Raw genomic sequence first — 21,967 nt, 5'->3', positions numbered from 1 at the left:
ATGACATCCATAATTGCATTTTTTATTTTAATTTGTGTCTTGGTATTCGTTCATGAATACGGACACTTTTGGGCAGCCCGACGCTGTGGTGTCAAAGTGATTCGCTTTTCCATCGGCTTTGGCAAAGTGCTCTACAAAAAAACTGATAAACAAGGTACTGAATTTGCATTTTCACTTATTCCGCTAGGCGGTTATGTACAAATGTATAATGATGAGCCGGAATTTAACGGGCAAGCGCATCAATCTTTAGCGCAAAAATCTATTGCTCAACGTGCATTCATTATTTTTGCCGGGCCATTAGCCAATTTTTTATTCGCTTTAATGGCCTATTGGTTGATTTTTGTAAATGGTCTTCCAACTGTAAAACCCGTGATTGCTGAAGTCTCTGCAAACAGTATTGCTGCTACAGCGCAATTACCGGAAGATCTTGAAATCACAGAAATTGCTGGTTCTCCTGTAAGAGATTGGAACGATGCGACCTTAGCGCTTTTAAGTGAAGTTGGACACAAAAAAGTTTCGCTAGTTGGGCACTTAATCGATGATGCTAATTTACAGCATTTCGAATTGGATTTATCTCATTGGCAAATTGATAATACCAAAGAAAATCCGCTTACAAGTATTGGGATTCGACCAAAAGGTAACAAAATTACCTCTGTCATTAAAGAAGTTCAAGCTGATTCTGCGGCGCAAAAAGCAGGGGTTAAAGCTAATGATACTATTTTGGCGATAAACCATGAGCCTTTTGAGTGGCAAACATTGGTTAAAGCAATTCAAACTGGCGAACCGGTTGAACTAGAAATTGAACGTGAAACCGAAAAAATGACGTTTGTCATCCAACCAGAAAAAAAAGGTGAACGCTACTTAATCGGCATTGTCCCAAGCTACGAACTGCTTGCAGACAAGTATCGTACAGAATTAAAGTATGGTATTCTTGAAGCATTGAGCAAAAGCCTTGAGAAAGTTTATTCGCTAAGTAAAACTATTTGTAGTTTTATTGGGAATTTAATCACAGGTGATATTTCTGTAAAGAATATGGGCGGCGCAATTTCCATTGCCAAAGGTGCAGGTATGAGCGCTGAGTCAGGCTGGATTTATTATTTAGGTTTTATGGCACTCATTAGTGTCAATCTTGGTGTTATGAATCTCTTCCCTATCTTACCTTTAGATGGTGGGCAATTGGTTCTATTAGCCAGCGAAGCAATTAGAGGTAAACCGCTTTCCCGCCGTGTTCAATTAACATATCAACAAATTGGCATGGTTTTGGTATTAAGTTTGATGGCATTTACGTTTATCAATGATGTCATCCACTTTTAAATTTAGGTTACAAGCGGTCAAATCCGCGCGTAATTTTGCAAATCGTTTATAGGATAATTTCAATGAAAAAATTATTACTTTCTTCACTTTTACTTGCTAACGGTGTCGCTATTGCTGCGCCTTTTGTTGTAAAAGATATTCGTGTTGATGGCGTTCAACCTGCAACGGGTGAAGCGATTATCTCTTCTTTACCAGTAAAAGTTGGACAAACTGCAACAGATGCAGACGTTTCAAATGTCGTTCGTCAATTGTTCTCTTTAAATCGTTTCCAAAACGTTCAAGCTACACGTGAAGGTAATACTTTAGTCATTAAAGTGGCAGAGCGTGCTATTTTAAATTCTGTTGATTTAGACGGTAACGGTGCCATTCCTAAAGATGCTTTAGAGCAAAACTTAAAAGCAAACTTAATCACGAAAGGCGAAGTCTATGATGCTGAGAAAGTCAATGAATTTAAACAAGCATTATTAGATCATTACCGCGCCATTGGCCGTTATCAAGCTACTATTGATACTGAAACCACCCAAGCAGAAAACGGTGGTATCAATCTTAAATTCAAATTCAACGAAGGCGATGTTGCTTACGTTAAGCACATTAATTTCGAAGGCAACCAAGCATTTAGTTCAAAAGAATTAACAGAGCCACTTGAAGTACAGCCTGATGTTTCTTGGTGGAATATTTTCGAAAGTAGCAAATTTGAACAACAAGCCTACAACAAAGATTTAGAAACTATCCGCAACTATTATCTTAACCGCGGTTATGCAAAATTTGCATTAACGGATACTGATGTTAAATTCTCTGATGATAAAAAAGAGGTTGATTTAACCTATAAAATTCATGAAGGCGCTCAATACAAAGTGAGCAATATCCGTATTGTAGGTAACACTGCGCACCTTGATAACAAACTTAATGCGTTATTAAAAGATTATAAAACTGGCGATCTATTCCGTCGTGATGAATTAGTTGCAATTCAAGATGGCATTAAAGACATTCTTGGTGAGAACGGTTTTGGTGCTGCAAAAGTGGATATTCATCCAAAATTTGATGATGAAAACCAAACTGTCGCAATTAGCTTCGTTGTTGATGCGGGTCAACGTACTTACGTGCGTAAAATTCGCTTTGAAGGCAATGATGTAACCGCTGACTCAACTTTACGCCGTGAAATGCGTCAACAAGAAGGGGCATGGTTATCGACTTCTGCCGTAACTCTTGGTAAGAGCCGTTTAGAACGTACCGGTTTCTATGATAGCGTTGAAATGGAAATGCAGAATGTGCCAGAAACCAATGACCAAGTTGATGTTGTATATAAAATTAAAGAACGTAATACAGGTTCTATCAACTTCGGTGTAGGTTATGGTACAGAAAGTGGCTTTAGCTACCAAGCTGGTATTAAACAAGACAACTTCTTAGGCTTAGGTTCAACTATCAGTTTAAGTGGCACACGTAACGACTACGGCACTAGCGTGAACTTAGGTTATACCGAACCGTACTTTACCAAAGATGGTGTAAGCCTTGGTGGAAACATTTTCTATGAAGACTACGATAACTCAGATAGTAGCACTTCTGCAGCTTATAAACGTAAAACTTATGGTATCAATGGTACGCTTGGCTTCCCAGTAGATGAAAACAACTCTTACTACTTAGGCTTAGGTTACACACATGACAAATTAAACAACGTAAGTCGTGAATATACCCGTGAGAAATATGTTAAATCAATGGGCTTTAAGTACGATAAAAACACCAGTTATTACAGCAAAATTAAAGCAGATGACTTCGATTTCTCACTAGGTTGGAACTATAACAGCTTAAACCGTGGTTATTTCCCAACACAAGGTACCTCAGCAGGTATTGGTGGAAAAATTACTATTCCAGGTTCTGACAATAAATACTATCGTGTGAATGCAGATTTCCGTAATTACTATCCACTTAACCGTGAGCATAAATGGGTTATCTCAACCAAATTAGGCGCATCTTATACTAACGGTTACGGCGGTAAAAAAGTACCATTCTACCAGCTCTTCTCTGCAGGTGGCATTGGCTCATTACGCGGTTTCTCTTATGGCGCAATTGGCCCGAAAGCGATTTATTATTCACAAAATACGCGTGCCTTTACCGAAAACAGTGAAGACGTAGTTGGTGGTAATGCAATGGCATTAGCAAGTGTTGAACTTATTGTACCAACGCCATTTATTAGTGAGAAATTCCAACATAATGTTCGTACTTCATTATTCGTAGATGCAGCTAGCGTATGGACAACTAAATGGAAAGCCGCTAAATATCCAAACTTACCGGACTTTAGCGATTACAAACGTGTTCGTGCTTCTGCAGGTATTGGCTTCCAATGGCAGTCACCAATCGGTCCACTTTCATTCTCTTATGCAAAACCGATTAAAAAATATACTGGAGATGAAATCGAGCAATTCCAATTTAGCATTGGTAGTACATTCTAATTTTCAAGCGGTTAAATTTGATAAAATTTTTGCAAAAACAATTTAACCGCCCCTTATTTACTTTTTAGAGGATAATTATATGAAAAAATTATTTAAAGTTGCGGCTCTTTCAGCTGCGTTTATGACAGCAGGTATCGCACAAGCAGCAGACACTATCGGTTTTGCAGATCCTGGTTATATTTTACAAAACCACCCTGTATTATTAGATGCAGCCGCAAAATTTGACGCTTTCATGAAAAGCAATGAAACACAATTTGCTGAAGAAGATAAAAAACTAGCGGAAGAAAACAAAGCTTTAACCGCAGAACGCGCAGGTATTGAAGCTGATGCGAAAAAATTAAAAGCTGAACAAGGCAATTTAGAAGCATCATTGAAAAAACAAGTTGCACAATTAGAAAAAGATGCACCTCGTTTACGTGCAAAAGAAATCCAAGCTCGCCAAGATAAAATTATGGCAAGCCAAAAAGGTTTCCAAAATAAAGTAGAAACGTTACAAAAACGTGAAGCTGCTTTTGCGAAAAAAGCAGAAGCTTTCCAACAAAAAGCTGAAGCTTTCCAAAAGAAAATCGAAGATGCTAATAAAAACTCAGGTGGTCTAAACCCACAAGAAGCGCAAAAACAAGCCGTTGATGAAATTAATGTGACCATCAAAGAAGTAGCAAAAGCGAAAGGTTACACCCTAGTACTTCAACCACAAGTTGCACTTTATGCTGAAGATGAAAGCAAAGACATCACTGAAGCAGTATTAGATGCTATTAAGGCAAAACATCCAGAAATTAAACTGCCTGAGCCTAAAGCTGAAGAACAACCTGCTGCAGAAGCGCCAAAAGCAGCTGAAGAAGCAAAACCTCAAGCGACAGAAGAAGCGAAAAAATAATGGCAACATTCCGTTTAATTGAATTAGCGGAGCATATCGGCGGTACTTTAAAAGGTAACGCCGATTTGGCTATTGATAGCATTGCAGCTTTAAACAAAGCGCAGTCTTCGCAAATCACTTTTATTTCTAATGCAAAATATCGTGAAAATTTGACCGCTTGCCAAGCTGGCGCCATTATTGTCAGCCCTGCAGATGCTGAATTTTGTGCGCCAGAGCAAAACTTGATTATCGTAGATAATCCTTATGTGGCTTATGCAAAACTGGCTCAATATATGGATAGCACGCCAAAAGCTGCTTCACAAATCCACCCTTCTGCAGTTATTTCAAGCGATGCAAAATTAGGTCACAATGTTTCTGTTGGTGCGAATACAGTGATTGAAAGCGGTGTTGTGCTAGGAGATGATGTTGTCATTGGTGCTGGCTGCTTTGTTGGTAAAGGAAGCCGTATTGGTGCAAGAACACAATTATGGGCAAATGTTTCGATTTATCATGGTGTGCAATTAGGTGAAGACTGTTTAATTCAATCTTCAGCCGTCATCGGTAGCGATGGCTTCGGTTATGCCAATGAAAAAGGCCAATGGATCAAAATTCCACAAACAGGTGGAGTAATCATTGGCAACCGTGTTGAAATTGGTGCATGCACTTGTATCGACCGTGGCGCGCTTGATCCTACTGTCATTGAAGATAATGTGATTATTGATAACCTTTGCCAAATCGCCCATAACGTGCATATTGGTTACGGCACCGCGGTTGCTGGTGGCGTGATTATGGCTGGTAGCCTTAAAGTGGGCAAATTCTGTCAAATTGGTGGGGCAAGCGTTATCAACGGCCATATGGAAATTTGCGATGGCGCCATTATTACGGGAATGTGTATGGTGATGAAGCCAATTACCGAAAAAGGAATTTATTCTTCTGGTATTCCAGCACAAACCAATAAAGAATGGCGTAAAACGGCTGCGCTTACCTTGAATATTGATGAAATGAACAAACGCTTAAAGGCTCTCGAAAAGCGTTTAAGTGAATAAACAAATTGTGAGGTCTAAATCTACATGACTATTGAAGTACAAGAAAACCGTCAACCAAAAATCATTGAAGTTACAGAAATTATGGAGATGCTTCCGCATCGTTATCCATTTTTATTAGTTGATCGCGTGACTGATTACGAAGAAGGCAAATGGCTTAGAGCAGTGAAAAATGTGACTGTAAACGAGCCTTGCTTTACCGGTCACTTCCCTGCAAAACCAATTTTCCCAGGTGTGTTAATTTTAGAAGCAATGGCACAAGCAACCGGTATTCTTGCTGTTGCTAGCTACGGAAAAATGAAAGAAGGCGAATTATACTACTTCGCTGCGATTGACAATGCGCGTTTTAAACGCCCTGTTGTGCCTGGCGATCAACTTGTACTTGAAGTTGAATTTTTAACAGAAAAAAGAGGCATTACCAAATTTACTGGTAAAGCTTATGTAGATGGCAAATTAGCTTGTGAAGCTGATTTAATGTGTGCAAGAAAATAACCCAATAAGGGGGAAATTATGCGTTTAATTGATTCAACTGCCATCATTCACCCTACTGCAATGGTTGCAGATGGGGCTGAAATCGGCGCGAAAGTAGAGATCGGGGCATTTTGTGTTATTGGTAAAGATGTCAAGATCGGCGCTAGAACAAAAATCCATAGCCACGTTGTCATCGATGGTATTACTGAAATTGGTGAAGATAACCATATCTTCCAATTCGCAAGCATTGGTGAAATCAACCAAGATTTAAAATACCAAGGCGAACCAACTAAAACAATTATTGGAAACCGTAACCGTATTCGGGAAAGCGTGACCATTCACCGTGGTACCGTTCAAGGTGGTGGAATTACCCGTGTTGGCGATGATAACCTCTTTATGATTAACAGCCACATTGCTCACGACTGTAGCATCGGTAATCGTTGTATTATTGCAAATAACGGAACACTTGCAGGCCATGTTACCCTTGATGATTTTGTCATTGTCGGCGGAATGTCAGCTATTCACCAATTTGCAGTTATTGGCGCACATGTGATGCTTGGTGGTGGTTCAATGGTTAGCCAAGATGTCCCTCCTTACGTGATGGCACAAGGCAACCATGCTCGCCCTTTTGGCATTAACTTTGAAGGACTAAAACGCCGTGGTTTTGATAAACCAGCAATGCATGCAATCCGTGCAGTTTATAAGCTTTTATATAGCAGTAACAAAACGGTTGAAGAAGCCTTACCAGAAATCGAACAAATTGCTGAAAAAGAACCTGCAGCAAAAGCTTTTGTGGATTTCTTCAAACGCTCAACTCGCGGTATTATCCGATAAAGAAATGGGGTTAACATCTGTTAGCCCCATTTCTTCTACTCTGCTAATAACTCCGCAAAATAACCTGCATTCTCAAGGCTTTGATAATCGCCTTTTTGTACCATCTGCCCTTGCTTCATGACCCAAATTTCATCACATTGTTTTAAATCTTCAATGCAGTGAGTAATCATTAGCGTAGTTTTCTGTTCGCTTAAATTTGCCAGTGCGCTTAAAACCTGCTGTTCAGATTGCATATCCAAGCTAGCGGTTGGTTCATCAAGCAACAATAAATCTGCTTGACGTAATAATGCTCTCGCAATAGCAATTCGCTGAGCCTGCCCGCCAGAAATCCCACTATTTTCTTCTTGAATTACTTTATCTAAACCCAACCGATAAACAAATTCATCTGCTTTAGAAAGTTTCAACGCTTCTTCAAATTGTTCAGGAGTTACATTCTGATTACCTAGCAACACATTCTCTTCAAGTGTGCCTTGAATCAATTGTGGATTCTGTCCAACCCAAGCCAGACGCATACGATATTGCGCTAAATTCAGTTCAGACAACTCCACATCATTCACTTTAACCGATCCCTGATAAGGTAAAAAACCTAACAGCATATTCAGTAACGAACTTTTCCCCGCACCACTTTGCCCAACTAAAGCAATATGTTGATTTGCTTTCAGCTCAAAATCTAATGGTGCCGTTAAAGGTTTGCCTTGCGGAGAAAGCACCACACAACCGTGAGCTTGGATCTCAAGCGGTTGATTTGGTAAATCTTTTTGCAAATCTGACCGCTTGTTCATTGGCGATTGGGCGGATAAAAATGCCTCAATACTATCTGCTGCCCCAATCGCAGCTGCTTTATCGTGATAATAAACGCCAAGTTCTCTTAGTGGTTGATAAAATTCTGGCGCTAACATTAAACAGAAAAAGCCCGTGAAAAGACTCACACCTAATCCATAATCCCCAAAATCTAGCTCACCTAAATAGACAAAACCGAAATAGACCGCCGAAGCCGCAATGGAGATAGCGGTGAAAAATTCTAAAACGGCTGAAGAAAGGAAAGCCATTTTTAGCACATCCATCGTACTTAATCGGAAGGCTTCTGTGCTTTCGTGAATTTCTTTAACTTGTTGTTCGGCCTGACCAAATAATCGAATCGTTTCTAGCCCTTTTAAGCGATCTAAAAACTGCCCGCTAATTTTAGAAAGAATACCAATGTTACGTTGATTCGCTTCCACTGCTTTTATCCCCGCTAACGCCATAAACACCGGTAACAAAGGTAAGGTAGCAAATAAAATTAAACCAGCCGCCCAGTTCAGCGGAAAAACAAAGCCTAAAATCACCAGTGGCACGACTAACGAAAGATACTGCTGAGGCAAATAGCGCGCATAGAAATTATGCAAATTATTCACCTGTTCTAGCATAAGTGCCGCCCAACTTCCTGCTGGTTTTTGGCGCATATCAACTGGGCCAATATCAGTAAGCTTTTCAATAATCTGGCGACGTAATGCATGCCGTAAGGTTTTTCCGGCATGGAAACCGACACGTTCACGCGCCCAAATGAGTAAAGCTCGACCAGCAAAACAGCCTATCAAGCAACCTAGCTCTGTCATTAACGTGTTAGAAGCAATATTTTCTAACATCACTTTTTGCAAAATAGTCGCTAAAAGCCACATTTGTCCAATCATTAGCAGGGCGCTAAGTGAGCCAAAGAGAACATTAAGATGAATAAACTTTTTAATCATACGGCTTTGTAGCTTGAGCCATTTTTGTAATTGCTTTTGTCGTTGTTTTTCCATAATTATTAAAATAGAAAGCACAAGCTCATTAGAACTTGTGCTAAAAACTAATCAAATTCGAAACGGTACATTAAATCTACCGCTTGGTTAACGCTAGAAACCCACTGTAAATAAAGCTTCGGCGTAAGCGTATAACGTAATGTTAATTCCGTCAATGGTGCAAAGATACCCACGCCATATTTCACTCGGAATTTCGGTGTTAAGCTAGCGCTTACTTCAACTTTGGTATTATCGCCAATCCCTGCTGTACTTACACTTAAATCATTTAAGCCAAATGTACTGCCGACTTTACCCACCGTTTTCGCACTTTTTGAAAGGCTCATGCTCAATAATGCAGCAGCCATTGAGTTACTTGAGCCGGCTTCACCACTATTTTCTAATGAGCGACCTGTCAGTAAATACGAAAGCGCCTGATCTTGCGAAGTTTGCGGGTCAGAGAACACTTTTACATTCAAGTTATCTGCAATACCTGTGACTTTAACCCCTGCTGTTACACTTGGATCTTCCATCGCTTCTGGGTTACGAATCGCTTCAAAGTTCAACGTTGGCTGTGATGGTAAGCCTGCAAATTGAATGACACCTTTACGAATCAATAAATCCTGCCCAAAAGAAGCAAAACGGCCTTTCAATAAATTCACTTGGCCATATAAGCCCAGCCCTTGTTTACCTTGACGAACCGCAATTGTCCCATTGAGATGGGTTTTCAATCCATAAGCATTTAAGCTAACATCATCTCCGATGTTAATTTTTAAATCCGATTTAATTGCCATGCCACTTGAAGTTTGCTCCGGTAACTGACGTTGAGAGAATGGCACTTTTGTTTTTGCCGAGCCATCCATAATCACTTCATCACTGCTTACTCCTACAGCACTTTCTGGCAATTCTTCCACTTCGATTCTTGCCCAAGGAATATCAATGACTCCACCTAAAATAAGCTCTTTTGGTGTTGCAGTCACACTAATATCTGGAGAAAACTCTACCTTAGCAATATTTGGCACATTCACTCTAAAACGGTTTGCCTTAGCATGAACTTCAGTACGCCAAGCAGAAAGATCTTGCCAGTTGGCATTACCGGTTAAAAAGAGTTCACTCTCTGTCGTTTGTACGCGTCCATTCAGCGTTGAACTTGTGCCATTGAAATTCAGATCTAAATTTCCGCCTGTTACATCAAACGGCATGGTTGCTGATTTAACTCGTAACTCACTTAAACCTAATCGCCCATGTAATAACGGTGCAGTAGCCGACCCGCCTAGAGTTAAGCGCGCATTGATAAGCCCATCAACTCGCTCGCCCCCTGTAAGCAATGGTTTAATCAATTTTAGCGAAATCTGATCAATATTAACCGTTCCCGATAATCCGCGGGTTTTGCTTAAATCTTTCATGACCAGATCAGTCGCAATTCGACCATTATTTTCTAATTTGAGATCTGTTTTTAAATTCAGATTGTTATCAGCCAATTTCACTGTCGCTTTCAGTGGGGAAATCGTTAATGGGAAAGCACTACCACCCTCCATTTTCTGAACAAATTTCAAACTCTCGCTGTTTAAAGTGACATCCACGACTGGCGCTTTATTTTTAAACCATGCGGCTTCACCTTTAGCATTCACGAGACCAGTAATCTGACTCGATTTATCTAAAAATTGTTGCACAAAAGCTAAATCAAAACGGCGTAGTTCAAATGGCACTTTGCCTTCTTCTCCTGCAGTAAATGCCGTTGGGAAGCAAAGATTTAACTGATTGTGTTGCCAGCAATGTGCTGAAATATTCGCACTAACCAACTTATTTTGATACGTAATCGCAACCGGTTTATCCGCGTGGAAATTACCATAATCCGTTGTTTGAATTTGTGCCTGAGTTAACTGCCCACTCCACGTTTCTTGCAAGCGGTCAAATTTTCCAGAAATTTGCAAATTCGCCCCAACAGGATTCCCTTTAGAGGTCAGTTGTAGCTGATGATTTCCTTCACTTCCTTTAACAGCAAGTTGTGCCTGATCTAATTTGATATCGTTATAGCTAAATTGACGAAGATCTAAATTGACATCCCCTTGAATGTTTTTTTCTGTTTTAACTTGCCCTTTAGCCGTTAAACTCTGCAATTTCATCGCATCAAAACTTACATTTTTAGCAACTAAATCTAAATCGACATTCGGTTCTGCAATTTTGCCTGAAAGTTTTACATTACCGTTCATTTCAGCTTTTAGATTCGGCACTAACCCCTGTAAATTAGGGGCTTTAATTTGTGCATTAAAGTCAGATTTATCCCCTAAGTGACCGCTCATTGCAATATGATTCTCACCATACTGTAAATCTAACCCAGGCACATTAAACAAGTTATTCGTTTGCGAACTTAACTGCCCCTTTAACTGTAAATGGCGCTGATTCAGTAATCCATTCAGATCAACTTTCTTAACATCAACCTGCCACTCTTCACCATTTTTACCTCGTCCAGCATAACCACTTGATTCTAGCTGACCATTTAATACCGCAGCCCAATCAGGCACTAGAGATTTACTGTTTACACCGTTAAGATTTAGCTGACTTTGCCAACTTACGCCGTCAGCCCAATCCACTAAACCTGTCAGCTGAGTTTTCCCTTCTAGCGCATTGAGATTCAAATCTTCAATATTAAATTGTGTTAGCGTGCCCTTACCTTTTAAGTTCAAAACCGCTGGAGGTAAATTCATCCCACTACTTTTTACCGCTGTAGAGAGCTGATAATCCAATAAATCGCCAGAGAGCGATACATTCAGATTTTGTAACTTAAGCGGTTCTTGTCCTTTTTCTGACATGAACGGATATTGCATGCCTTCACTTTTTAAAGTAAGGTGCAATGGTGTACGAGGTTCAGCTAACTTCACACCGCCATCAAGCGTTAAAGCCGCCGCCCCTTGCGTACTGAGGTTTAATTTCGTTTCATCAAACAAAGCGCCACTTAATGCCAAATCAGCTTTGCTGGCTGGAATGCCAAACGCCTTTAATGTTGGGACATCAGCATGAAGATGCATATCTAATGGATATTGATCCGCTAATGTTAATTTTCCCTGCCCTTCAATTTTTCCCTGATCGCTATCAACACTAAGCTGCTGTAAAGTCACATTTTGATCGTTGGCACTAGCTTGTAACTTCAAGCTATGTAACACAAAAAGGGATTCTGCTTTTTCCGCTTTTGTTTGTTGCTCAATACGAACTTGGTTAACCTCAAGTTGAGGAATTTCAAAATCTAATGGCAAACGAATTTGACTAGCTTTCGTCAATAACGGTTTAGAGAGCTGTGCTTTTAACTCTTCCCAATCCGTTTTCGTTTGAGAAGCGGTCGAATTTTCTGCCTCTTTTGCAATTTTTTCTTCTTTTTGAACCACTTGTGTTTCATTCACTTGTGGAAGCGAAAGAACAAAATCGTTTAAGGCGGTAGGATGCAAACTGAGTTTACGTCCTTCGCCACTAATACCAGAATGAAAATGTCCTAATTGCATATTCATGCCATCAACCTCAACTTGAATGTTATCAAGCGAAAGCTGGTTTAATGCAATCGGTAATAGAAGCTTTAATTCAGTAAAGGGTTCACTATTATCAGGTTCTTCTTGAGCAGGTGGACGTTTACTGGTATCAACAGCAATATGTGCATCTTTCAACGCTACCGTTTCTAAACAAACCTTACCTGACAATAAGCAACCAAAATCAATATGTAAATTAGCCTGCCCTAATTTTGCATTGACGCCATCCATTTCATATTGCGCATCAGATAAAGTTAGCCCAGATTGAATACTGCCCTCAACAACACCAATACTCAAAGCATCAAGTGATTTATCAGCCCATTCAATAGCTGTACGCTGACCAAAGCCCGTCATTAAAAAAACGATAGGGGTAAGCACAACTAATAACAAAGCGCTACCAATACGGCAACACCAACGTTTTTTCCGACCTTTTTTCACACCAGATGCTGCCGTTTTCGATTCTTCAGTTACAGCAGGTGCGTTTTCATGATTCTGTTCTTTCTCTTGATTCATATCTTAAAGCTCCGAACCTAAGCCGATATAAAAATTCAAACCAGATTCGTTATTAGGTGATTTTACCGGACTCGCAAGATCAAATTTTACTGCCCCAATTGGCGAAGCCCAACGTACGCCAACACCTGCACCAGAATGTAAATTTGAACGTTTAAAATTATTTGCCGCTAAACCAGTATCATAGAAAATTGCAGCCCACCAATTTGGTATCACTTGGTATTGATATTCAAGTGTTCCAGTTGCTAAGTGAGTACCACCAATTTTTTTACCGTTTCTAGGATCTTTTGGTGTAATATCTTTATAACCAAAACCACGTACGCTCATATCACCGCCGGCAAAATAACGTAATGCAGGTGGAATGCGATGGAAATCGTTTGAATGAATATAGCCAACTTCACCCCTTAAATAAAAGCGATGATTTTTAGCATAGGTTCTTACCCATGCCGTTGAAGCTTTGTAGCTATAAAAATTCACATCTGAGGCTAACGCTTTTGTTCCCCAGTTAACGGTGAGTTTTTGGCTATCTCCCCATAATGGAAAACGGTTGCCATCGCTGCGAGTACGATTTAATGAAGCGGTCGGATAAATGAGCAACGTTTTAAATGAATCATTACCTTGCGTAAAGCTATCATAACGAGCTTTCACACCTAGTGAGAAAGACCAACCAGTTTCTCGCGTCCAAAAACGTTGAAACCCTAAATTAGCTGCCGTTGTTTTAGTATCGTTATCATCTTCGCGCTCAATCCCACCAGAGATTTGATAGTAGTAATGTAACGGATCAGAACGCAATGGAATGTTATAACCTAACTCAAAACGTTGCTCTGGCTGAGATATATAGGTTTTGCTTTCTAAACTATGCCCACGGCTGTTAATCCATGGCTTTTTCCAGTTAAATTGTAAACGTGGGCCAACATCAGTTTCAAAACCCAACCCAATTTCCATACTATTTTTCTTTTTCGGATAAAATAGTACGTTTAAATCTACAGTTTTATTTTCTTCATGAATGGTCGGTTCTACTAATACAGAAGAGAACCAGTTACTTGATGAATAGTCGCTGGCCATTGTAGAAAGATCATTGGTATCGTATGGATCACCGCTTTTTACTTTTAAAATATTACGTAAGTAATCCTCTCGAATCTGATTATCTGTAAAACGGATTTCTCCATAATGATAACGATCGCCACTATCATAGCCTAAGCGCCAGTCTGCTTGATGATCTTGTGGATAAACCTCTAGGCGATGGTAAATCCAATGGCCATCAAAATAACCTTTTCTAAAAGCGAGATTTTCTATATTACTTTTAAAGCTATCATAAGCTTCATGACTTAACGCCGCACCTTTTTTCGGTGCATTTTGTTCTAGCTTAACAAACTCTGAATCTTCTTTAGCTTGGCCTTGGATTTGAATATCTACTTCATCAAGTTTGACTTTTTCATCATCTAAAATCACATTCAATTTTAATAATGATTTTTTGCCCGCGCGCGGCACTAGCTCAAAATGATATTGTGTATTGTAATATCCCAAGGCACGCAAGCCTTTATCTACTGCTGTTTGCACCAAATACTGATGACGCTCTGAGCCATCAGCATATTCATTCGCAATTTGACCAAGATAAACCTTAACGTTATTCCAAGCAGCTTTATCTTTATTCTTAATACCTTCAACGCTTACATCAACTTGCGCTTCTATTTTCTCTTCATCACTTTGTTGATTATTTTGCTCCTGACTCTCTTCAGTTTCTGACGTAGACGCCTCTTCCGTTTCACTTGATTCATCAGATTCTTCTTCCAATTCAGCGGAAGCGACCGAATCCTCTTCAGATACTGGGGCTTCCTCGGCATAACTAAGTTGATTCCAAGCCATCAAACAACAAAGAGTTAAAAAACGAAGTTTCATATTCACGTTCTGTTCCTTATAAGGATTATTCTTTTGGAATGCCGCGTAATAAAGGCGTAACATTATTAAATGGCGCAATCGAGGTTGGTGCTGGCGCACCCTCAAAAATGACAATAAAAGGTTTAACCGGTTCAATTTTTTCATGGCGCCAGAGATGCCCTATGCTGACCAGTTGAATATCTGAAGGCAGTTCAGCAATGCCTTTTTGCAATACGGCAACACTATTTTTGCGCGGATGCCCAATCATAATGGCCACACCGTGTTGACGAGCATATTGTATTGCTCGCTGAAATTGCTGCGTAACGTCAGCTAATTCGTTACTATCATCTAAAAAAATGTGTCGTTCTAACGCTGAAATGCCTTGTTTCTGTGCGGTTTGATAAGCCACACTTTTACCAGTTTTGCTATCTAAAAAGAAAAGTTGCTCTGCTTTCAATGCTTGCATAAAGCGTATCATCGTTGCTAAGTCTGCCGTAGCGCCACTACCCATATGATTATTTAATCCAATCGCATAAGGCACTTGTTGTCTTGCTTGCTTAAGTAACTGCTCTGCTTCTGCATAGCTTGCCCCAACTTTTAATGCACCAGCCTCAATTGGAATATTCGGATTTTGCGGCTGCATCGGTAAATGAATCAAAATATCACGCTGTTGGCTATGCGCTTCTTTTGCGCGCGAGAGTGCGTAAGGTGCGCTAGGAATAATTGCGACACTAACTGCTTTTGGTAAAGCCAAAATTGCGACATCTTCTTTTGGATGATAACCGATATCGTCAATGACAATCGCCAATTTCCCTACAGATTGCGCGAAGCTCGCTGTAGAAAAGCCAATAAACATCAGCAAAACTATCGCGAAAAACGACCGCTTGTCAGCCTTAAATATCGCCATTATTTCACCAATTTCATCGGGTTAACTGGACTGCCTTTGCGGGTAATCCCAAAATAAAGCCCTGAACGAGTTTGGCCGCCTGAATTGCCTACCGTTGCAATAGTTTGGCCTGCAGCAACACGGCTTCCTTTACGCACGCTTAAATTCTGATTATAACCATAAAGTGAAATATCACCATTTCCATGGTCAATCGCAACCATATTCCCATAACCTTGCAACCAGTCAGACATAATAACTCGCCCGCTTGCAATCGCTTTTACAGGCGTACCCGCATTGGCTGAAATCACCACACCTGTCCAACCATTGCCAAACGATTGTACGACTTTGCCTGAAACCGGCATGCTATATCCACCTTTTAAGCCAGAACCCGCACGAACTTGCTGTTTTTCTTGCTCAGTCGCTTTACGGTTTTCTTCTTTATTTTTCTTCGCCTCTAGTGCCGCTAAATCTTGTTTTTCTTGACGCTCAGCTTCTCTTGCTGCATTAGCCACTTGTTGTTTTAAAGACTCGGCATTTGCTTTTAAGCTATCTAAACGGTTTTCGTCTTGCTCAAGGACTTTATCAATCGATTTTAAAGTAAGCTCACGTTCGTTTTGTACTTTCTTTAAATCTTTTTCTTGTTTTTTCTGCTCTGTTAACTGAGTTTGTTGACCTTTTTGCTGGCCTTGTAACTCATCTCGACGTGCTTTCAATTCTGCTTGTGTGCGACGAAGTTCATAAATGGCATCAATACGCACTTGGTTGATATGCTCATAATAGGCAGCCATTCGATCCGCATCTTTTGCCGGCTCAGACATCAATCGTTCTAAAACAGAAGGATGAATACCAGAACGATAAGCAGAGTCTAGCTGCTCTTTTAATTTCTCTTTTTGTTTTTTTTCTTGCTGTTCGAGGCGTTTAATTTCTTGTTCTGTACGCTTAATGGCTGCACGAATATCTGCTAGTGAGGTTTCTGTATCTTTTAATTTATTGATCACCTTACCCATTTCAATTTCTTGGGTTTTAAGCGTAGATTGCAATACATTGCGCTTTTGACGGTTTTCGTTAATTTTAGATTGCTGCTGTTTAATCCGTTGTTGAATTTGAGAAAGATCTTCAGCTTGTACATTAAGCATAAAGCCACTCAACATAATCCCTAAAAGAAGACGAAAAAAAGAAGTACAGCGCATAATTGAAGCCTATTCCAAAAACAAAATAATAATCAGATTATTTTATTCAATTTCTACTAGAAAATCAGCTTTTAGCCTGCCTAGACGGAAGATTATCCATGAGATTTACAAAAAAGCGGTGAAATTTGCAAAAAAGTTTACAAATTTCACCGCTTGATCGATTTTTTATTCTAAATGTTAAGCATCTTGCAAATCATCAATAGGCTCAAGAGCCTCTAACGATTCAGGTGGGTTATCACACAACCAATTTGCTAAACGCGCATAATCAGCAATACTGAGATTTTCTGCGCGTGCTGTTAATGAAACGCCTAATCCCTCTAACTGCTCTGCACTAAATAAGGTTGAAAGCGCATTGCGTAAAGTTTTACGGCGTTGGTTAAAGGCCTGTGTGGTCACACGATTTAACCAATAAATATCTTTTACTGGATGTGGTAACTCCTTATAAGGCATCAATCTCACTACCGCAGAATCTACTTTCGGCGCAGGTTTAAACGCCGTTGGTGGAACCTCTAAAACTGGCATCACTTGGCAATAATATTGCGCCATAATGGTTAAACGGCCATAAGCTTTACTATTCGGCGCTGCGCATAAACGTTTTACTACCTCTTTTTGCAACATAAAGTGCATATCGGTAATTAAATCGTGAAATTTAAACAGATGAAACATCAATGGCGTTGAAATATTATAAGGTAGGTTACCAAATACACGTACACCTTCATTTTCACCTAAATTTAAACTCTCAAAATACTCACGGAAATTAAAACGTAAAGCATCTTGCTCAATAATGGTTAATTTCTGATTGATAAATGGATGATGACGTAAACGTTCTGCTAAATCTCGGTCTAGCTCCACCACCGTAAGTTTATCAACAAGTTCTGCCACTGGCTCAGTTAATGCCCCTAAACCCGGGCCGATTTCTAATAAAAATTGTCCTTTTTGTGGGTTGATAGCTGAAACAATGTTATGAATCACGTTCATATCATGTAAGAAGTTTTGCCCAAAACGTTTACGGGCGGTATGACCTAAATGCTTTTTAGAATTAGAATGGCTCATTATGTGTTTCTTAATTTAAAATGATAAAAGGCACAAACGAATTTGTGCCAAAATATATGATTATTTTCCGTTAACATACTGGATTTCAGCCGTTTTACGTAAGGCTTTTACCCAGTCTTTAGAAGCTTCTTGCGCTTGCTGATTTACTAATTGCTCATAAGCTTTTTGCGCATAAGCATCTTCGGTACGGTCACCTTCACGCAAATCCGTTACTTTTAATACGTGCCAACCAAATTGTGATTTAAATGGTGCACTGATTTGTGACTTACTTGTTTTTGCAGCAACCTGCGCAAAATTTGGATCGTAAATATCTAAGAAGTTGAAACCTAAATCACCGCCATCTGCCGCTGAAGCATAGTCAACCGAATTTGCTTTCGCTGCATCTTCAAAACTTATTTTTCCAGCATTGATGTCTGCAACTAATTGGGTCAATTTTGCCTTAGCCTGAACATCATCTAAAATTGGGGTTGTTTTAATCAAGATATGGCTAATACGATACTCTTGACCTGTGGTTTTTTGTACTTTACCCGCTGCTTTATCTTTTTCTAGCATATCGCGTGCTTGCGCTTGAACTTGTTCAGGTGCAACTTGAATAGATTGACCAATCGCATCATGACGTACCGCTTCCATCATCATTTGCTGTGCAATTTGATTTTTGAATTGGCTTAAACTAATGCGTTGATAATCTAATGCGTCTAATAATTGACCATAAGTTAACCCGTTACGCGCAGCAACTTCTTCAACGGCTTGGTCAACTCGTTTCCAGTCAACTTTTACACCAGATTTTTTAATCGCTTCTTGTACTAGAGTATCATCAATGATGGTTTCTAATGCTGCTTTACGGTTTTCTTCTGTATTGGCTTTCTTACCTAATGCTTTAAGCACTTGGCTTTCCATAATCATATTACCATTTACAACCGCCATCACGCTTTCTGCCGATGCTGATTGTACTGTTCCTAAAGTCGCAATCATCGCAATCATCAATGATTTGATTGAAGTTAATTTCATGCTAGTTTCCTTTTGTAATGACCTAAAATATTTGCTTGTTTAGAAGCATTGTAGAATAAAAGGTTCAATTTTCTATAAAGATTGAATTTTCTTAATCACATTGGTAGTTGAACAACCGTTTTCAAAGTTTAATACTTTAACCTCTCCACCATTTGCCCACACTTCTTCGCTACCTGCAATCTCTTCCGGTTTATAATCGCCACCTTTTACCAATAAATCTGGCAAGATTTCACCAATTAAGCGTTGCGGAGTATCTTCTGCAAATGGAACGACCCAATCAACAGAAGCTAAACCAGCTAATACTGCCATTCTTGCGTTCAAGTCATTAATTGGACGAGATTCGCCTTTTAAGCGTTTAACGGATTCATCTGTATTTACCGCTACAATTAAGCGATCACCTAATTTACGCGCATTTTCAAGATATGAAACATGACCTGGATGTAAAATATCAAAGCAGCCATTTGTCATGACAATTTTCTCACCGCGCGCTTTTGCTTCAACAATAATCGCTTTTAACGTAGTTTCATCCATCACACCAAAACCCGTTTCTTCACGATGATGAATAGTATTTTCTAGCTCGGTTGGGGTAATTGTTGAAGTACCTAATTTACCTACCACCACGCCTGCAGCGGCATTCGCTAAATAGCACGCTTCTTCATAAGGTCTGCCATCTGCAATTGCTGTGGCTAATACGCTGATTACTGTATCACCTGCACCGGTCACATCATAAACTTCTTTAGCTTGTGTAGGTAGATGAAATGGCGTTTGATTTGGACGAATAAGTGTCATCCCTTTTTCAGAACGCGTTACCAATAAAGCTGACAAGTCAAAATCGGCAATCATTTTTAAGCCTTTTTCAACAATCTCATCTTCACTTTGGCAATGCCCTACCACCGCTTCAAATTCAGACATATTTGGGGTTAAAAGTGTTGCCCCACGATAACGTTCAAAATCGGTACCTTTTGGATCGATCAACACTGGCACATTCGCCTGGCGTGCAATTTGAATCATTTGTTGTACGCTTTCTAATGTACCTTTACCATAATCTGACAAAATCAACGCACCGTAAGCGGTAATTTCTTGCGAAAGTTTTGCAAGTAAATCTGTGCTATCAACATTATGAAAACCTTCTTCAAAATCCAAACGCAAAAGCTGTTGGTGGCGAGATAGAATACGTAATTTGGTAATCGTTGGATGGGTACTTACCGCTACACAATGGTTTTGGATATGATGGTTGTTTAACAATGTATCCAATGCCCGTCCCGCATCATCTTGGCCAATAATTCCATGTAAAGCTACTGGCACATTAAGCGCAGCAATATTCATTGCCACGTTTGCCGCACCACCTGCACGTTCTTCAATTTCTTGTACTTTTACCACTGGCACTGGCGCTTCTGGCGAAATACGATTCGTACCACCAAACCAGTAGCGATCTAACATCACATCGCCTAACACCAACACTTTTGCATGATTAAATTTTGGAGAGTATTGCATCATCATAATGTTCTCTTTATGCATTTATGAGATGGGCTAACAGCCCATCTTTCTACTATCTTTTTGACTTCTTAATAAATTTCATCAAACGTTTACGCTTACGTAACTGACTTGGTGTTAATTTATTACGTTTGCCCGCAAATGGGTTATTCCCTTCTTGGAACTGAATACGAATTGGGCTACCAATAATTTTCAAACTCTTACGGAAATAGTTCGATAAATAACGTTTGTAAGAGTCGGCTAATCTATCTACCTGATTACCGTGAATCACAATAATTGGTGGATTATAACCGCCTGGGTGTGCATATTTTAATTTCACACGGCGACCATTAACCAATGGTGGTTGATGCTCATCTGAAGCCATTCTTAAAATACGCGTTAACATTGAGGTTGAGGTTTTCTGAGTTGCACAAGCATAAGCTTCTTGTACAGACTCAAATAAATTCCCTACGCCAGAACCATGTAAAGCAGAGATAAAATGCACGCGTGCAAAATCAATAAAATCTAAACGGCGATCTAATTCAGACTTCACTTGATCTTTAATATCTTGCGATAACCCATCCCACTTATTCACTACAATCACTAATGAGCGACCTGCATTTAAAATAAAGCCAAGTAGTGATAAATCTTGATCAGAAATACCTTCACGCGCATCAATTGTTAACAACACCACATTCGCATCTTGAATAGCTTGAAGCGTTTTAATCACTGAGAATTTTTCAACCGCTAAGTTTACTTTCCCTCTTTTACGTACACCCGCGGTATCAATAATCGTATATTGCTGACCATCGCGCTCCATTGGGATATAAATCGAATCTCGTGTGGTGCCGGGCATATCATAAACCACCACGCGCTCTTCACCTAAAATACGGTTAGTTAGCGTAGATTTACCTACATTTGGACGTCCAACGATGGCAATTTTGATGTTTTTATCCAACACACTTTCTTGCTCTTCGGCAAGCGCTTCATCTAATAATGCAGCATCTTCTTCGTTTTCGAAGTCAAAATCGTTATCCCATTCGTCTAAAGAAGCGGTCGGATTTTCTTCTTCATTTGCAAAATCCTCTTCATTTTCGACCGCTTGATCGGCATTTAATTTCTCGCCTAATGGCGCTAACACTTGCTCAATTAACTGAGTCACACCACGGCCTTGCGCTGCTGCGATTTGTTCTACTTCGCCTAAACCTAATTGATAAAACTCCGCACAGTGTGAGTCCGCATCAATTCCATCAGTTTTATTTGCGACTACAACTGTCGTTTTATCACGTTGACGTAAATATTGCGCAATGCCAATATCAGCTGGCAATAAGCCGGCACGAGCATCTACTAAGAAAAGTACCACATCCGCTTCTTCAATCGCTAGTAGCGATTGTTCTGCCATTTTTTCTTCTACACCTTCTTCTGTACCATCAATACCGCCAGTATCAATCACAATAAAATCAAAGCCGGCAATATTGGCATGTCCGTATTTACGATCTCGGGTAAGCCCTGGAAAATCCGCTACCAACGCATCACGTGTGCGGGTTAAACGGTTAAATAATGTGGATTTTCCCACATTAGGTCTGCCCACTAGAGCAATTACTGGAGTCATTTATCCTGTCCTTTCATTAAATCTGTTTGCTACTGCAAAATTGGCTTATTATATACTAAATCCCATTAAATGGCGTGCCTTATCCTTAAAGCCAGAAAATTTCTCTTGGTAATTTTG

Annotated in this window: 15 protein-coding genes; 6 read left to right on the top strand and 9 right to left on the bottom strand. The window is 39.8% G+C overall.

Annotated elements, in window-relative coordinates:
- From rseP to lpxA, 6 genes are all read left to right on the top strand, one after another.
- Complete coding sequence (gene rseP, locus HMPREF1128_RS00345) at positions 1–1,314, top strand: RIP metalloprotease RseP (RefSeq protein WP_035529837.1); 1,314 nt, start codon at positions 1–3, stop codon at positions 1,312–1,314.
- A 62-nt stretch (positions 1,315–1,376) separates the two neighbouring features.
- A complete protein-coding gene (bamA, locus tag HMPREF1128_RS00340; RefSeq protein ID WP_007523251.1) occupies positions 1,377–3,761 on the top strand; it encodes an outer membrane protein assembly factor BamA in 2,385 nt (794 codons plus the stop codon).
- A 79-nt stretch (positions 3,762–3,840) separates the two neighbouring features.
- On the top strand, positions 3,841–4,638 hold the full coding sequence (locus HMPREF1128_RS00335; protein WP_007523123.1) for an OmpH family outer membrane protein: 798 nt from the start codon (positions 3,841–3,843) through the stop codon (positions 4,636–4,638).
- Complete coding sequence (gene lpxD / locus HMPREF1128_RS00330; protein WP_007523193.1) at positions 4,638–5,663, top strand: UDP-3-O-(3-hydroxymyristoyl)glucosamine N-acyltransferase; 1,026 nt, start codon at positions 4,638–4,640, stop codon at positions 5,661–5,663. Before HMPREF1128_RS00335 ends, lpxD begins: the two co-directional genes overlap by 1 nt.
- 24 nt (positions 5,664–5,687) lie before the next feature.
- Positions 5,688–6,152 (top strand): 3-hydroxyacyl-ACP dehydratase FabZ, encoded by a 465-nt coding sequence (gene fabZ, locus HMPREF1128_RS00325; protein ID WP_007523127.1) that lies wholly within the window; start codon positions 5,688–5,690, stop codon positions 6,150–6,152.
- A gap of 18 nt (positions 6,153–6,170) precedes the next feature.
- Positions 6,171–6,965: an acyl-ACP--UDP-N-acetylglucosamine O-acyltransferase gene (gene lpxA / locus HMPREF1128_RS00320; RefSeq protein ID WP_007523140.1), complete on the top strand. Its 795-nt coding sequence runs from the start codon at positions 6,171–6,173 to the stop codon at positions 6,963–6,965.
- A 35-nt stretch (positions 6,966–7,000) separates the two neighbouring features.
- Here the strand turns inward: lpxA and cydD are convergent, their stop codons facing one another.
- The 9 genes from cydD to der all read right to left on the bottom strand — a co-directional run bounded on the left by cydD (position 7,001) and on the right by der (position 21,850).
- A complete protein-coding gene (gene cydD, locus HMPREF1128_RS00315; protein ID WP_007522997.1) occupies positions 7,001–8,746 on the bottom strand; it encodes a heme ABC transporter permease/ATP-binding protein CydD in 1,746 nt (581 codons plus the stop codon).
- 47 nt (positions 8,747–8,793) lie between these two features.
- Complete coding sequence (tamB, locus tag HMPREF1128_RS00310; RefSeq protein WP_007523269.1) at positions 8,794–12,753, bottom strand: autotransporter assembly complex protein TamB; 3,960 nt, start codon at positions 12,751–12,753, stop codon at positions 8,794–8,796.
- A gap of 3 nt (positions 12,754–12,756) precedes the next feature.
- Positions 12,757–14,655: an autotransporter assembly complex protein TamA gene (gene tamA, locus HMPREF1128_RS00305; protein ID WP_035529834.1), complete on the bottom strand. Its 1,899-nt coding sequence runs from the start codon at positions 14,653–14,655 to the stop codon at positions 12,757–12,759.
- Positions 14,656–14,674: 19 nt separating this feature from the next.
- Positions 14,675–15,484 carry a divergent polysaccharide deacetylase family protein gene (locus HMPREF1128_RS00300; RefSeq protein ID WP_007523121.1) on the bottom strand — a complete coding sequence of 270 codons (810 nt, stop codon included), beginning with the start codon at positions 15,482–15,484 and terminating at the stop codon, positions 14,675–14,677.
- Positions 15,485–15,534: 50 nt separating this feature from the next.
- Positions 15,535–16,665: a murein hydrolase activator EnvC gene (gene envC / locus HMPREF1128_RS00295; RefSeq protein ID WP_407919953.1), complete on the bottom strand. Its 1,131-nt coding sequence runs from the start codon at positions 16,663–16,665 to the stop codon at positions 15,535–15,537.
- Positions 16,666–16,881: 216 nt separating this feature from the next.
- Positions 16,882–17,757, bottom strand: a complete 876-nt coding sequence (rsmA, locus tag HMPREF1128_RS00290; protein WP_007523006.1) for a 16S rRNA (adenine(1518)-N(6)/adenine(1519)-N(6))-dimethyltransferase RsmA — start codon at positions 17,755–17,757, stop codon at positions 16,882–16,884.
- Between the two features lie 60 nt (positions 17,758–17,817).
- Positions 17,818–18,765: a peptidylprolyl isomerase gene (locus HMPREF1128_RS00285; protein ID WP_007523149.1), complete on the bottom strand. Its 948-nt coding sequence runs from the start codon at positions 18,763–18,765 to the stop codon at positions 17,818–17,820.
- Between the two features lie 72 nt (positions 18,766–18,837).
- A complete protein-coding gene (gene hldE, locus HMPREF1128_RS00280; protein WP_007523184.1) occupies positions 18,838–20,265 on the bottom strand; it encodes a bifunctional D-glycero-beta-D-manno-heptose-7-phosphate kinase/D-glycero-beta-D-manno-heptose 1-phosphate adenylyltransferase HldE in 1,428 nt (475 codons plus the stop codon).
- A gap of 49 nt (positions 20,266–20,314) precedes the next feature.
- On the bottom strand, positions 20,315–21,850 hold the full coding sequence (gene der / locus HMPREF1128_RS00275; protein WP_007523046.1) for a ribosome biogenesis GTPase Der: 1,536 nt from the start codon (positions 21,848–21,850) through the stop codon (positions 20,315–20,317).
- Positions 21,851–21,967 lie beyond the last annotated feature (117 nt).

The organism is Haemophilus sputorum HK 2154 (assembly GCF_000287615.1).
GTDB lineage: Bacteria > Pseudomonadota > Gammaproteobacteria > Enterobacterales > Pasteurellaceae > Haemophilus_A > Haemophilus_A sputorum.
Note: the sequence above shows the minus strand (reverse complement) of the source record. Positions and strands in the feature narration are given on the sequence as shown.

What these genes read in the sequence shown, in the direction of transcription:
- bamA (WP_007523251.1), top strand. Translation starts at nt 1,377, where the DNA reads ATGAAAAAATTATTACTTTCTTCACTTTTACTTGCTAACGGTGTCGCT.
- fabZ (WP_007523127.1), top strand. Translation starts at nt 5,688, where the DNA reads ATGACTATTGAAGTACAAGAAAACCGTCAACCAAAAATCATTGAAGTT.
- HMPREF1128_RS00335 (WP_007523123.1), top strand. Translation starts at nt 3,841, where the DNA reads ATGAAAAAATTATTTAAAGTTGCGGCTCTTTCAGCTGCGTTTATGACA.
- lpxA (WP_007523140.1), top strand. Translation starts at nt 6,171, where the DNA reads ATGCGTTTAATTGATTCAACTGCCATCATTCACCCTACTGCAATGGTT.
- cydD (WP_007522997.1), bottom strand. Translation starts at nt 8,746, where the DNA reads ATGGAAAAACAACGACAAAAGCAATTACAAAAATGGCTCAAGCTACAA.
- hldE (WP_007523184.1), bottom strand. Translation starts at nt 20,265, where the DNA reads ATGATGATGCAATACTCTCCAAAATTTAATCATGCAAAAGTGTTGGTG.
- der (WP_007523046.1), bottom strand. Translation starts at nt 21,850, where the DNA reads ATGACTCCAGTAATTGCTCTAGTGGGCAGACCTAATGTGGGAAAATCC.
- HMPREF1128_RS00300 (WP_007523121.1), bottom strand. Translation starts at nt 15,484, where the DNA reads ATGTTTATTGGCTTTTCTACAGCGAGCTTCGCGCAATCTGTAGGGAAA.
- envC (WP_407919953.1), bottom strand. Translation starts at nt 16,665, where the DNA reads ATGTTGAGTGGCTTTATGCTTAATGTACAAGCTGAAGATCTTTCTCAA.
- tamB (WP_007523269.1), bottom strand. Translation starts at nt 12,753, where the DNA reads ATGAATCAAGAGAAAGAACAGAATCATGAAAACGCACCTGCTGTAACT.
- rsmA (WP_007523006.1), bottom strand. Translation starts at nt 17,757, where the DNA reads ATGAGCCATTCTAATTCTAAAAAGCATTTAGGTCATACCGCCCGTAAA.
- HMPREF1128_RS00285 (WP_007523149.1), bottom strand. Translation starts at nt 18,765, where the DNA reads ATGAAATTAACTTCAATCAAATCATTGATGATTGCGATGATTGCGACT.
- rseP (WP_035529837.1), top strand. Translation starts at nt 1, where the DNA reads ATGACATCCATAATTGCATTTTTTATTTTAATTTGTGTCTTGGTATTC.
- lpxD (WP_007523193.1), top strand. Translation starts at nt 4,638, where the DNA reads ATGGCAACATTCCGTTTAATTGAATTAGCGGAGCATATCGGCGGTACT.